This window comes from Kocuria sp. CPCC 205263 (assembly GCF_040981075.1).
In the GTDB taxonomy this organism is placed as follows: Bacteria; Actinomycetota; Actinomycetes; order Actinomycetales; family Micrococcaceae; genus Kocuria; species Kocuria rosea.
Window position 1 is genome coordinate 234396 of record NZ_JAVKPV010000001.1, and the last position, 12959, is coordinate 247354.

A 12959-nucleotide genomic window follows, 5' to 3' on the forward strand; every position below is an offset into this window, starting at 1 on the left:
TCGCTCAGGCCCAGATGAACCGGTGCGTCCCGAGCAGGGCGGACACCGCCGGGCCCGCCGCGGCGGCGGCCGCGCAGCCCGCGAGAACCGCGGCGTCCCGCCAGGAGTACCCCGGGACGCGGGCCCACGTGCGCGGACCCGCACCGAAGCCGCGGGCCTCCATGGTGACCGAGAGCCGGGTGGCCCGTCGCAGGGACTGCACCAGCAGGGTGAAGGCCTGGCCGCCGAACTCCCGCAGCGCGCCCACCGGACCGTGCCCGGCCCCCGCCCCGCGCGCCCGCCGCGCCATCGCCAGGGTGGCCCACTCGGAGACCATCACCCCCACCAGCCGCAGCGCGGCCAGGGACGCGAGCACGAAGCGGGCCGGCAGGCGCAGCGTCTGGGCGAGGCCGTCGGCGAGGTCCGTGGGATCCGTGGTGAGCACCAGCATCAGCCCGGGCAGCGCCAGCGCCAGCCCGCGCAGGGCGATCGCCACCCCTGCGGCCAGCGAGCCGGACGAGATCCCGGTGACCCCCAGGTCGAGCAGCACCGGCCCGGTGTCCTCGGTGAGCAGGGCCGTGCCCCACCCGCTCACGAGCGCCGCCACGACCACCGGCCACGCCCGGCGCAGCAGCGCGAGCGGGCGCTGACCGGCCAGCGCCAGCAGCAGCACCTCGCCCAGCAGCACGGTCCCCGACGTCACGGGGTCCGCGCTGAGCAGCAGCACCACGGTCAGCAGCAGCGCCCCGGCCAGCTTGACCACCGCGTTCGTCCGCCCCAGCAGGGAGGTCCGGGCCGACGGCGCGATCGCGGTGGCGCTCACCGGACGGGCTCCCGCCGGGCGGGGACGACCCGCACCGCGCCGGCGCCCGGCGCCGCCGGAGCGGCCGGGGCACTGCCTGCCGCGGACGCGGACCGCACGGCAGGAACGGCCGCCGCCCCCTCCGCCGCCGGTGCCGTGCGAGCGGCGTGGCCCCGCTTGCACGGGGTGCCCAGCGCCAGCACCTCGGCGCCGAGCGCCCGCACGAAGTCCTCGTCGTGGGTCACGGCGAGGACCGACGTGCCGGCGTCGACGAGCTCCACGAGCAGGTCCACGAGCTCTGCCCACGTCAGGGCGTCCTGACCGAACGTCGGCTCGTCGAGCACCAGCACGTCCGGGTCCGTGGCGAGCACCGTGGCCACGGACAGCCGCCGCTTCTCGCCGCCGGAGAGGGTGAACGGGTTGGCGTCGGCCAGGTGCGCGAGCCGCAGCCGGCGGAGCAGTTCGTCCGTGCGGCGCTCCCGCTCGGCCTCCGGCGTGCCGGCCAACCGGGGGCCGAGCTCGAGCTCGGCCCGCACGGTGGCGCGCAGGAACTGGTGCTCGGGCTCCTGGAAGACCGTCCCCACGCGGGCCACGAGCTCCCGGCCGCTCCACTCGAGCGGGTCGGGGCTCGCGCCGCGGTCGAGGACCGGGTGAGCCCGCACGGTGCCGCGCACGGGGGCGAGCAGGCCCGCCAGCGTCAGCGCGAGCGTGGACTTGCCGGCGCCGTTCGGCCCGGTCAGCGCGAGCGCGCGGCCGCGTCGCAGGGTCAGCTCCACGTCGGCCACCGCCGTGGGGAGGTCCCGGCCCGCGGCGGCGTCGTCCACCGGGCGGCCGCGACGCCGCGCCCGCCGCCGGGCGCGCAGCTGCCGCGCCGAGGGCTGGCTGCGCGAGACGCCCAGACCGGTGGCGCTCAGCAGCGGTGCGCCGTCCGCCCCGGAGCCGGCGGCCCGGGTTCCGGCGGGACCCCCGGCGGAATGTGCACCGGAGCCTGCACCGGGACCCGCGGCGGGGCGAGCGGGCGCACGCGTGGCAGGCACCCGGCCGGGCACCCACACCCCCGCGCCGCTGAGCTCGTCGGCCGCGGCGCCGAGCACCCGGCCCGGCGCGCCGTCGTGGGTGATGCTCCCGTCCCGGCCGAGCACGACGACGCGGTCCACGACCTCGGCCCACACGGCGACACGGTGCTCCACGACCACGAGCGTGGCGCCGCTGCGGTCGAGGCAGGACACCACGGCGTCGCGGACCTGCCGCACGCCGGCGGGGTCCAGGTTGGCGGTCGGCTCGTCGAGCAGCAGCAACCCGGGGCTCATGGCCACGGCGCCCGCGAGCGCCAGGCGCTGCTTCTGCCCGCCGGACAGGGCCGCGGTGGAGTGGTCGAGGGGGAGGTCCAGCCCCACGTCGTCGAGCGCCGCGCGCACCCGCGGCCAGATTTGCTCCCGGGGCACCGCGAGGTTCTCGAGGCCGAAGGCGGTGTCGTCCCCGATCCGGGACAGCACCACCTGGGACTCGGGGTCCTGCTGCACGAGCCCGGCCCGGCCGCGCGCCTGCTCCGGCGGCATGCCGTCGAGCAGCAGCTCGCCGGAGGCGGACTGCCCGTCGTCGTCGTGGAGGACTCCTGCCAGGGCGTGCAGGAGGGTGGACTTGCCCGCCCCGCTGGGTCCCAGCAGGAGCACGCGCTCCCCCGGCGCCACCACGAGGTCGAGGCCGCGCAGCGCCGCCGCGTCCCGCCCGGGGTGGTGCCAGCCGAAGCCGCGGGCCTCAACCCGGGCCCCGTGGGTGGCGGGCACCACGGGGCCCGGGGTCGTGGGAGCCGTCATCGCCGCACGGCCCGCCCCGACGCGAGGCCCTGCAGCACGCCGGTCGCCGCGAGGGCCCGCACCACGGCCTGCATCAGCAGGCCCGCGAGCACCGCCCCGGAGACAGCCGCCAGGACCACATAGACCACCTGATGGCTCAGCGCCCATTCGTAGTTGTAGACGATGTTCTCGTGGACGCCGAGGAAGATCCCGCTCACGGCGCCCGCCACGGCCGCCACGAGGGCGTCGAACCGGCGGTACCGGAAGGCGGCGAAGGCCAGTTCCGCGCCGATGCCCTGGACGAGGCCGGAGAGCACGACCAGCAGGCCGAAGTGGGTGCCCAGGAAGCTCTCGATCACGGCGGCGAGCAGCTCGCAGAACAGCGCGGCGCCGGGCTTGCGGATGATCAGTCCGCCGAGCACGCCGGCCACGAGCCAGCCGCCGGCGATCAGCCCCACGGCGGGCGGGTAGGCGACCGCGGCCGTGCCGACCACGGGGTAGAGCAGGTTCGACCACGCCCAGAAGACGACCGCGCACACGGCGGCGAGGACGGCGGCCACGACGATGTCGACGACGCGCCAGGACGACGCACGGGACGTGCCGGGGCGGCGGGCGGGGCGGTGGGTGGTGGTGTTCACGGTGGGTTCCTCCTGGGCTCAGCGAGCCGTCGGTGCCAGGAGGGGACGGGGTTCCGCGGGCCGCGCCGGTGGCGCGTTCCCGGGGAAGCACCCCTGAGATGCTCGACTCCCTTCGCCGGTGCTAGCCGGAGCAGGTTCGAGGGTCTGCGGCGATCCGCACTCTCAGCGCCGCGCCGGTCTCACCGGCGGGGCGCTCCCCTGTCGTTCAGTGGCACCGAGTCTACCCCTCCCTCGCCCGCTCCGTGCACGACCGGTGCACGGCCGGTGAACGACGCAGGGGCCCGTCCGGCCGGACACCGGTGCGGTGTCCGGCCGGACGGGCCCCTGCGCGAGGTGCTCGCCGGGCCTCAGACCTCGGCCTGGCTCGAGGCCTTGGGGTTGGTCTGCGGCTTGTTCTCCATCTTCGCGATCTGGCGGGAGATGGCGACCTTGATGACGGTGCCCACGAGACCGGTCACGAGCGACCAGATGATGATGCCCGTCCAGGCCTCGTCCGGGTCCGGGTTCTTGGCGGGGGGCGGGTCGCCGGTGATGCGCGTCCACGCCGCGCCGAGCACCTTGTGCGAGAGCGCCACGCCGCCGAGCGAGAGGCCGGTGCCCACGAGTTCGAGGACCTTGGTGTTCATGGAGTGCTGCTCCTTGTCGTCCGAGGGGGACGCGGGTGCGCCCTGTCGATCCTGCCCAGCCTAACGCGTCCCCGGCGATCCGTCAGTCTGCTGTCCGTCCGCTCGCCGGCCGTCCGGGCTCGGCACCGGCGGTCCCGCGGCGACGCCCTCCGCCCCGCCCTCCGCGGCGCGGTTGAGGACCTTCTGCAGGTCGTCCTGGGTCAGCGTGGTCCGGTTCAGGTGCTTGGTGCGGTACGTCGAGCGTCCCACCATGTGCGCCGAGACGGGCACGGTGAGCAGCTGGAAGATCCAGCCGAGGGCGATGAGCGGGATCATGACGGGTTCGCGGTTCTCGAGGGCGACGGCCGTGAGCATGAGGAGCAGCCCGAAGACCTGGGGCTTGGTGCCGGCGTGCATGCGCGTCAGCAGGTCCGGGAAGCGGACCAGGCCGATCGCGGCGGCGAGGGACATGAGCGCGCCGACCACGAGGCACACGGCCGCGGCGGCGTCCAGGACGGTGTCCAGCACGGCGCTCACCGCCCGTGCTCGGCGGTCTGGGTGGCGAAGCGCGCCACCGTCACGGCACCGATGAACCCGACCAGCGAGACGATCACCATGAGGATCAGGTTGTTGAGGTGGCCGTGGTAGGCCATGTCCACGGCGAGGGCGGCCGCGACGATGGCCAGCAGCACGTCCGTGGCCACCACGCGGTCCAGCAGGGAGGGCCCCTTGGCGAGGCGGTAGAGGGTGCCCGCGGCGGCCGCGCTGAGCAGCACGGCCGCGACGGCCACGGCGATCTGCATCACGGGCGGTCCTCCTGGGGGGCGTCGGTGGGGGTGGATCCCGGGGCGTCGCCCGGGGCGTCCGCCGGGGATCCGGTGGGCACCTCGTCCCGGCGGCGGCCCACGATCTGCTGGCTCGCGGTGACCGGGGAGCTGAGCGCGGCACTGTCCCGCCGGTCCGTGCCGGAGGCCCGTCCGCCGCCCCGCTCGGCCCGCAGGGCGGCGAGCTCCTCCGGGGTGCCCATGATCCGGATCCAGGCGGCCTCCACCTGCAGGGCGGACCGGCGGAAGTCCTCGGCCTCCTGGGCGCTGCGGACGTTGAGCGCGTGGAAGTACAGCGTGCCGGAGGCCCGGTCCACCTCCACCACGAGCGAGCCCGGGATCAGGGTCATGGTGTGCCCGGTGGCCGTCAGGAGCAGGTCGGAGCGCGTGCGCAGCTGGACACCGACCACCGCGTTGCGCGCGCGCGGCCCCACGAGGATCGCGATGAGCATCACCTCGAAGCTCGCCTTGGCGACCTGCCACACGAACGTCACGGCGAAGAGGGCGAACTGGAACGGGTTGAACCGGCCGGACAGCTGCACCGGCGGCAGGTACAGCACCCACGTCACGAGCAGGGCCAGGACCAGCCCGACCAGCAGGTTGCCGGGGCCGAAGTCGCCCCAGAGGGCGCCCCACACCACCACGAGCCACACCAGCAGCGGCAGCTCGACGAGCAGGGAGTTCTTGGGACGGGTCACGGCGCCTCCTCCACGACGGGCCGTGGCGCGGACGCGGGGTCCAGCACGGCCTCGACGTAGCGCTCGGGGTGGACGAGGTTCTCCGCGGCGTTGTCCGCGAGCTGGAACAGCGGCCCGGCGAACACGGTCAGGGCCACCCCCACGGCGACGAGGGCCGAGGCGCCGCCGAGCATCGAGGGGGACATCAGGCGCACGTCGCCCTTGCCCGCGAACCGGCCCGCCTGGTCGTCGACGGCGCCCGAGGTCAGCAGGAACCGGGAGCCGGCCGGCACCGGGGCCAGCAGGATGGGGTCCGGGTACTCCGCGTCCTCCGGGGCGCGCAGGAACACACGGTTCCACACCCGGATCATGGCGAGCAGGGTCAGGAGGGACACCGCCACGGAGCCCGCGACGAGGGCGTAGGCCAGCCCGTCGCCCTGGTCGACGCCGGCCTGCAGCAGACCGGTCTTGCCCAGGAAGCCGGAGAACGGCGGGATGCCGCCGAGATTGAGCGCGGGCACGAGGTAGAGCAGCGCGAGCAGCGGCGAGATCTTGGCCATCCCGGCCAGCCGGTCCACGTTGGTGGACCCGCCGCGGCGCTCGATCAGCCCGGCCACGAGGAACAGGCTCGTCTGGATCACGATGTGGTGGGCCACGTAGTAGACCGTGGCGGAGAGCGCCTCCTGGGTGCCCACGGCCACCCCGAAGATCATGTACCCGATGTGGCTGATCAGGGTGAAGGACAGCATGCGCTTGATGTCGATCTGCGCGAGCGCGCCCAGGATGCCGACCACCATGGTGAGCAGCGCGACCCACATCAGGAGGTCGTCGAGCCGCTCCCCGGGGAAGAGCACGGTCTCGGTGCGGATGATCGAGTACACACCCACCTTGGTCAGCAGGCCGGCGAACACGGCGGTCACGGGCGCGGAGGCGGTCGGGTAGGAGTCCGGGAGCCAGAAGGACAGCGGGAAGACCGCGGCCTTGATGCCGAACGCGATGAGCAGCATCAGGTGCAGCTGCATCTGCGTCCCCACCGGCAGGCCCTCGAGCTTGACCGAGAGGTCGGCCATGTTGATGGTGCCCGTGGCCGCGTAGATCATCGCGATGGTGATCAGGAACAGGACGGAGGAGATCACCGAGACCACCACGTAGGTCACGCCGGTGCGGATCCGCTGCACGGTCCCGCCCATCGTCATGAGCACGTAGGACGCGGTCAGCAGGATCTCGAAGCCCACGTAGAGGTTGAACAGGTCCCCGGCGAGGAAGGCGTTCGAGACCCCCGCCACGAGGATCAGGAAGGAGGGGTGGAAGATCGAGATCGGCCCCTCCTCGTCGCCGTCGGCCACGCCCTGCCCGCTCGCGTAGACGAGCACGGCGAGGGAGACGACCGTGGAGACCACGAGCATCAGGGACGAGAGCTGGTCCACGACCATGACGATGCCCCAGGGCGCCTCCCAGCCGCCGAGGTGGACGGCCTGCGGGCCGAGGTTCCACGTGGTCCCGAGGATGAGCGCCTCGACCGCGAGGGTGAGCACGAGCGAGCCGATGGCCACGGTCCGTTGGAGGGCGTTGCGCCGCAGGAGCAGGAGGCTCAGGGCCGCACCGAGGAACGGGATGATGACGGCCAGGGGGGCCAGCTGGGCGAAGTTGACGGTCACCGCTTCCCTCCCCACTCGTCGACGCCGCGCACACCCGGGGTCTCCAGGGACTCACCGGGGTCCTGGGGCCGCGGGGCGTCGTCGAACTCCGTGGTGTCGGCGGGGACGTCGGCGTCGTCCTCCATGTCGTAGGAGGACTGCCGCGCCACGCGCCGGTCCTCGACATCGTCCTGGATCTCGTCCCGGCGCCCGAGGACCCAGGACCGGTAGATCATGCCCAGGAGGAACGCGGTGACCGCGAGGGAGATCACGATGGCGGTGAGGATGAGGGCCTGGGGCAGGGGGTCGCTGTATTCCTCCGCGGCGATCGACCCCTCGTACAGGGGCGCGAAGCCGGCGGCCCCGCCGGCGTGCAGGATCAGCAGGTTCGTGCCGTTGGTCAGCAGCATCAGCCCGAGCAGCACGCGGGTGAGCGAGCGCTCGAGCAGCAGGTACACGCCCACGGCGTAGAGCACGCCCATCACGACCAGCAGGGTCAGGTTCACGGTCATCGGTGCTCGTTCCCTCCGTCGGTGGCGGTCCGGAGGGCCGGGGTCGGCGACGTCGCGGACGAGACCGCGGTCGCTCCGGCGGCCACCTTCCGCTGCCGCGTGACGCGGATGCGCGTGCCGCGCCCCGGGGTGCGCCGCCGCCGGCGGACGGCGTCCTCCTCGATCCGCTGATCGATCCGGCCGCCGAGCGAGCGCAGGATGTCCAGGATGAGCCCCACCACGATGAGGTAGACCGCGATGTCGAAGATCAGGGCGGTCACGAACTTCTCCGCACCGAAGAGCGGCAGCTCGGCCTCGAAGGTGTAGCTCTGCATCACCGACCCGCCGAAGAACACCGGGGTGACGGCGTAGAGCGCGGCGAGCGCCAGGCCCGTCCCGAGCATCGTGCCCGCGTTGATCGGCGTGGCCAGCTCCAGCTCGTAGCGCCCGCCCGCGAGGTAGCGCACGGTCAGGGCGAGGCCGGCCATGAGGCCGCCCGCGAACCCTCCGCCGGGGTCGTTGTGCCCGGCGATCAGCAGGTAGAGCGAGACCATCATGAACGTGTGGAACAGCAGCCGGGTGACCACCTCGAAGACGATCGAGCGCCGCTCGGGGGCCATCGTCCTCCCGGCGAGCAGGTAGGGGTCCTCGAGGTCGTCGTCCCGGCGCGCGAGGCCCACGTCCAGGGGCTCGCCGCCGGGCGAGACGGCCGCGGCGTTGCGCCGCCGGATCACCCGCAGCTGGTCGGTGGTGGGATCGTCCCCGGAGCGGACGATGCGGTCCCCGCGCCCGGTGACGAAGATCAGGGAGGCCACGCCGGTGGCGGCGAGCACGAGCACCGAGATCTCCCCGAACGTGTCCCACGCACGGATGTCCACGAGGATCACGTTGACGACGTTCTGTCCGTCCCCGAGCTCGTAGGCCATCCGGGGCAGCTCCAGGGAGATCGGGTCGGCCGTGCGGGAGGAGATGCTGAACGCCGCGAGCGCCATCATGAACAGCCCGAAGGTCACCGCGATGGTGCCGCGCAGCAGCCGGCGCCCGGCCGGATTGCGGTGCCACAGGGGCGCGGGCAGCGAGCGCAGGGCGAGCACGAACGCCACGAGCAGCACGGTCTCGACGAGCGTCTGGGTCAGAGCGAGGTCCGGCGCGCCCTGCAGGGCGAAGATGAGGGCCAGCCCGTAGCCGGTGACCGATACGAGCAGCACCGCGAGGAAGCGCTTGCGGGCCAGGGGCACCAGCAGGGCCGCGACGACCATGGCCGCGCCGGCGATCAGCTGGCCCGGGCCGTCGGAGACCCGCAGCGACCCCAGGGGCGGGGTCTCCTCCGCGATCAGCGCCACGAGCGGCACGACGATGGCCGTGATCAGGATGACGGAGAGGTAGAACATCAGCGAACCGCGCTGGGTGCGGCCGGTGATCCACACGGCGGCGAGGTCCAGCACGTTGACGACCCGCCGGTAGACGAGCTCCCCCGGGGGCAGGGACGGCAGGGCCCGCTGGAGGTCCGCGACATGGCGCCGGAACAGGTGGAGCACGATCCCGCCCGCGACGATGAGGGCGGAGAACCCGAGGGCCGGGGTGAACCCGTGCCACAAGGCCAGGTAGAAGTCGTGCTCCACGGCCGGGAACTGCTCGACGTAGGGCTGCAGCATGGCGTTGACGGGCGAGGGCCACAGGCCGAGGACCACGGTGAGCACGGAGAGCACGAGCGGCGCGGCGAGGAACGCGGGCTCGACCCGCTGCATGTCGCTGACCACGGCCCTGCCGCCGACCCCGGCGTCGAGCTCGGAGAACTCGGCGGACTTGTGGGCGAACCCGCCCCACACGAACCGAGCGCTGTAGGCGAAGGTCAGCACGGAGCCGACCACGAGCCCCGCGAGCACCACGATCCCCGCCGCGCCCTCGACGTCGTGGGCAAACGCGGTCAGCACGGACTCCTTGGCCACGAAGCCGGCCAGCGGGGGCAGCCCGGCCATGGACGCCGCGGCCACGAGCGAGACGGCGAACAGGACGGGCACGCGGCCGGCGAGCCCCGACAGGCGGCGGATGTCCCGGGTGCCCGCCCGGTGGTCGATGATCCCGACCACGAGGAACAGCGTCGCCTTGAACAGTCCGTGCGCGAGGAGCATGGTGATGCCCGCCTGCGCCGTGTCCGCCGAGCCGCGGCCCACGATGACCATGAGGAAGCCGAGCTGGCTGACGGTGCCGTAGGCGAGGAGCAGCTTCAGGTCGTACTGCTTCAGGGCCGCCCAGCCGCCGAAGAGCATGGTGCCCAGCCCCAGCACCGCGATGGTCGGCTGCCACAGCGCCGTCTCGGCGAAGCCCGGGGCGAAGCGGGCCACCAGGTAGATGCCGGCCTTGACCATCGCGGCGGCATGCAGGTACGCGGACACCGGGGTGGGCGCGGCCATCGCGGCCGGCAGCCAGAAGTGCAGCGGGATCAGCGCGGACTTCGTCACGGCGCCGACGAGGAGCAGGAGGACCGCCACGTCCACCACGGTCCCGCGCTGCGCCAGCTCGGGGGCCGCCGCGAGCACCTCGGAGATCCGGTAGGTGCCCGCGGCCTGGCCCAGCATCACGATGCCGACCAGCATGGCCAGGCCGCCGGCGGTGGTGAGCACGAGGGCCTGCAGCGCCGCGCGCCGGGCGGACAGGCGGGTCCGGCTGTAGCTGATGAGCAGGAACGACAGGACGGTGGTGATCTCCCAGAAGACGAACAGCACCAGCATGTCGTCGGCGGTCACCAGGCCGAACATGGCGCCCGCGAAGGCGAGCAGCTGCGCGCCGAAGCCGCCAATGCCGCTCGCGCCGGACTTGAAGTAGCGGGCGCAGTAGAACAGCACCAGGGAGCCCACGCCGAGCACGAGCAGGGACATCGTCCACGAGAGGGCGTCCATGCGCAGCACCAGGTCCAGGTCCAGGGACGGGATCCACTCGCCGCCCTCGGTCCAGCCGCCCTCCGGACCGTAGACCCGCGGGCCGGAGCCCAGCAGCCACAGGAAGCCGGCGAACGGGACCACCGCCAGGAGGTAGAAGGCGCTGCGTCCCATCCGTGCGAACAGCAGGGGCGCGACCGCGGCCACCACTGCGTGGAGCAGGAGCACAGCGGTCATCAGGCGCCTCCGGAGGTCGGGGAAGAGATCGGCGGGCGGGCGTCGAGGGGCCCGGACGCGGGCACGGAGGACCTGTGCGAGCACGGGGTGGCCGGGGCGCGCCCGGGTGTTCCACCCTATCAAAGGGGTGTTGCCGCCCCCGCTCGTATGTCCTGACAGCACCTGTACGTCCCCGGGCGATTTCCTGGGCGGAACCCGGATTGCCGGGCTGCCCTCCGGCGAGGCCGCCCTCCGCGACGGGCACCGCGGGCCTAGCATGACTGCCATGGACGCCACGCCCCCCGGCCCTCCCGCCCCCGCACCCTCCCTCCCCGCGACGGCGTTCGTGCCGCGCCGCTCGCACGTGTGGGCCTGGAGCCTGTGGGACGCCGGATCCGCCGCCTTCAACGCCGTGATGACCACGTTCGTGTTCACCGTCTATCTCACGAGCGACCCCTTCGGCGGGGAGGACCACGCCTCGGAGGTCCTGGGCTACGGGATCGGGGCCGCCGGCGTCGTGGTGGCCCTGCTGGCCCCCGTGGTGGGCCAGCGCAGCGACGGCGCGGGGCGGCGCAAGCTGTGGCTCGGGATCAACACGATGCTCACGGCGCTGCTGACGGCCCTGTGCTTCCTGGTCCTCCCCGACCAGCCGTACCTCTACCTCGGGGTGGGCCTGCTGGCGCTGGCCAACGTCTTCGACGAGTTCGCGGTGGTCAACTACAACGCGATGCTGCCGGGGATCGCGGGCCGCGAGCACATCGGGCGGGTGAGCGGCCAGGGCTGGGCGATGGGCTACTTCGGCGGGATCGTGGCGCTGACGATCGTGCTGTTCGGGTTCATCACCCCGGGCCTGCTCGGCATCCCCGAGGAGGACGCCCTCAACGTGCGGGCCGTGGCCCTGTTCTCGGGACTGTGGATCGCGCTGTTCTCGATCCCCGTCCTGCTGGTGGTGCCCGAGATCCGCCCCACCCGCCGGGGACCGCGCCCGTCCGTGGCCCGCTCCTACCGCCAGCTGTGGCAGACCCTGCGGGAGCTGTACCGGGACGCCCCGCAGACGCTGTGGTTCCTGCTCTCCTCCGCCGTGTTCCGGGACGGGCTCAACGCGGTGTTCACCTTCGGCGGCGTCATCGCGGCCGGCACGTTCGGCTTCACCCTGAGCGAGGTCATCGTCTTCGCGATCGTCGGCAACGTGGCGGCCGGGGCGGGCGCCCTCGTGGGCGGCCGGCTCGACGACCGGGTGGGGCCCAAGCGCGTCATCGTGGCATCGCTCGTCGGCATCCTGCTGGCCGGGACCCCGCTGCTGTTCCTCGAGGGCACGGCGGCGTTCTGGGTCTGCGGGCTGCTGCTGTGCCTGTTCGTGGGCCCCGCGCAGTCCGCCTCCCGCACGTTCCTCGGCCGGCTCACGCGGACCGGCGAGGAGGGCGCCCTGTTCGGTCTCTACGCCACCACGGGCCGGGCCGTGAGCTTCCTGGCGCCCACCCTGTTCGCGGTGTTCGTCTCCGTGCTCGGCGCGCAGCGCTGGGGGATCCTCGGGATCCTCCTGGTGGTCGGCGCCGGCCTGCTCCTGCTGCTGCGCGCGCGCGACCCGAAGACCGCGGCGGCCCCCCACCACGGCGCCGCCGGCTCGTGAGCCCACCCGTTCGTGGGCCCGCCGGTTCACGGGCCGCGGGGCGGCGGCACACCGCCGGGTGCGGCCGGAGCGTGTCGGGTCAGATGCGGGTGCGGGAGAACCCGAGGTGGCTGCGCGAGGCCGTGGGTCCGCGCTGCCCCTGGTACCGGTTGCCGTAGGCGCCGGAGCCGTACGGGTGCTCCGTGGGCGAGGAGAGCCGGAAGAAGCACAGCTGGCCCACCTTGGAGCCCGGCCACAGCTTGATCGGCAGCGTGGCCATGTTGGACAGCTCGAGCGTGACGTGCCCCGAGAAGCCCGGGTCGATGAACCCCGCCGTGGAGTGGGTCAGCAGGCCCAGGCGCCCCAGCGAGGACTTCCCCTCGAGACGGGCGGCGATGTCGTCCGGGAGGGTCACCTTCTCGTAGGTGGAGCCGAGCACGAACTCCCCCGGGTGGAGCACGAAGGCCTCCTCGGGGTCGACCTCCACGAGCCGGGTGAGCTCCGGCTGCTCCACGGACGGGTCGATGTGCGCGTACTTGTGGTTGTCGAAGAGCCGGAACCAGCGGTCCAGCCGCACGTCGATGCTGGCGGGCTGGATCAGGGCGGGGTCGTAGGGCTCGAGGACGACCCGGCCGCCGTCGAGCTCCCGGCGGATGTCGCGGTCAGAGATCAGCACGGTCCCCAAGGTATCGCACGGCCGGGCGCCGGACCGCGCTGCGCCGCCGCCCCGTGCCCACCCCCGTCCCGGCGGGTGGTGTAGAGTATGTGCTGTCCTCGTCCGGTGCTCGCGCCGGACGGACCACGGA

General features: G+C 73.5%; 12 protein-coding genes and 1 riboswitch. Of the genes, 1 reads left to right on the forward strand and 11 read right to left on the reverse strand.

The genetic code is table 11. The features are described 5' to 3' along the window. Positions 1-4: 4 nt before the first annotated feature. The 10 genes from RF647_RS01085 to RF647_RS01130 form a co-directional block, all read right to left on the reverse strand. On the reverse strand, positions 5-802 hold the full coding sequence (locus RF647_RS01085) for an energy-coupling factor transporter transmembrane protein EcfT (protein WP_368810126.1): 798 nt from the start codon (positions 800-802) through the stop codon (positions 5-7). Then, positions 799-2598, reverse strand: coding sequence for an ABC transporter ATP-binding protein (locus RF647_RS01090; RefSeq protein WP_368810127.1), 1800 nt, complete (start codon positions 2596-2598; stop codon positions 799-801). The genes RF647_RS01085 and RF647_RS01090 overlap by 4 nt, the downstream gene beginning before the upstream one ends. Continuing rightward, on the reverse strand, positions 2595-3215 hold the full coding sequence (locus tag RF647_RS01095) for an ECF transporter S component (RefSeq protein ID WP_368810128.1): 621 nt from the start codon (positions 3213-3215) through the stop codon (positions 2595-2597). Before RF647_RS01095 ends, RF647_RS01090 begins: the two co-directional genes overlap by 4 nt. A 90-nt stretch (positions 3216-3305) precedes the next feature. Beyond that, positions 3306-3425: riboswitch (TPP riboswitch) on the reverse strand. A gap of 137 nt (positions 3426-3562) precedes the next feature. Next, positions 3563-3841: a DUF4235 domain-containing protein gene (locus tag RF647_RS01100; RefSeq protein WP_368810129.1), complete on the reverse strand. Its 279-nt coding sequence runs from the start codon at positions 3839-3841 to the stop codon at positions 3563-3565. A gap of 60 nt (positions 3842-3901) precedes the next feature. Continuing rightward, complete coding sequence (mnhG, locus tag RF647_RS01105; RefSeq protein WP_368810352.1) at positions 3902-4348, reverse strand: monovalent cation/H(+) antiporter subunit G; 447 nt, start codon at positions 4346-4348, stop codon at positions 3902-3904. Positions 4349-4353: 5 nt separating this feature from the next. Further along, entirely contained in the window at positions 4354-4626 is a 273-nt protein-coding gene (locus tag RF647_RS01110; protein ID WP_368810130.1) for a monovalent cation/H+ antiporter complex subunit F, read from the reverse strand. Continuing rightward, the gene (locus RF647_RS01115) at positions 4623-5342 is read right to left on the reverse strand and encodes a Na+/H+ antiporter subunit E (protein ID WP_368810131.1); all 720 of its coding nucleotides are present in this window, start codon (positions 5340-5342) and stop codon (positions 4623-4625) included. The genes RF647_RS01110 and RF647_RS01115 overlap by 4 nt, the downstream gene beginning before the upstream one ends. Then, complete coding sequence (locus RF647_RS01120; protein ID WP_133409151.1) at positions 5339-6979, reverse strand: Na+/H+ antiporter subunit D; 1641 nt, start codon at positions 6977-6979, stop codon at positions 5339-5341. The genes RF647_RS01115 and RF647_RS01120 overlap by 4 nt, the downstream gene beginning before the upstream one ends. Beyond that, positions 6976-7470, reverse strand: a complete 495-nt coding sequence (locus RF647_RS01125) for a Na(+)/H(+) antiporter subunit C (RefSeq protein ID WP_368810132.1) — start codon at positions 7468-7470, stop codon at positions 6976-6978. Before RF647_RS01125 ends, RF647_RS01120 begins: the two co-directional genes overlap by 4 nt. Beyond that, on the reverse strand, positions 7467-10565 hold the full coding sequence (locus RF647_RS01130) for a Na+/H+ antiporter subunit A (RefSeq protein WP_368810133.1): 3099 nt from the start codon (positions 10563-10565) through the stop codon (positions 7467-7469). The genes RF647_RS01125 and RF647_RS01130 overlap by 4 nt, the downstream gene beginning before the upstream one ends. 265 nt (positions 10566-10830) lie before the next feature. Here RF647_RS01130 and RF647_RS01135 point away from each other — a divergent pair, with 265 nt between their 5' ends. After that, positions 10831-12174 carry an MFS transporter gene (locus tag RF647_RS01135; RefSeq protein WP_368810134.1) on the forward strand — a complete coding sequence of 448 codons (1344 nt, stop codon included), beginning with the start codon at positions 10831-10833 and terminating at the stop codon, positions 12172-12174. A gap of 79 nt (positions 12175-12253) precedes the next feature. Here the strand turns inward: RF647_RS01135 and dcd are convergent, their stop codons facing one another. Beyond that, positions 12254-12829 (reverse strand): dCTP deaminase, encoded by a 576-nt coding sequence (dcd, locus tag RF647_RS01140; protein ID WP_017832625.1) that lies wholly within the window; start codon positions 12827-12829, stop codon positions 12254-12256. Between the last annotated feature and the right edge of the window lie 130 nt (positions 12830-12959).

Coding starts and splice junctions, on each gene's coding strand:
- RF647_RS01090 (WP_368810127.1), bottom strand. CDS start 2,598: ATGACGGCTCCCACGACCCCGGGCCCCGTGGTGCCCGCCACCCACGGG.
- RF647_RS01100 (WP_368810129.1), bottom strand. CDS start 3,841: ATGAACACCAAGGTCCTCGAACTCGTGGGCACCGGCCTCTCGCTCGGC.
- RF647_RS01125 (WP_368810132.1), bottom strand. CDS start 7,470: ATGACCGTGAACCTGACCCTGCTGGTCGTGATGGGCGTGCTCTACGCC.
- RF647_RS01130 (WP_368810133.1), bottom strand. CDS start 10,565: ATGACCGCTGTGCTCCTGCTCCACGCAGTGGTGGCCGCGGTCGCGCCC.
- RF647_RS01135 (WP_368810134.1), top strand. CDS start 10,831: ATGGACGCCACGCCCCCCGGCCCTCCCGCCCCCGCACCCTCCCTCCCC.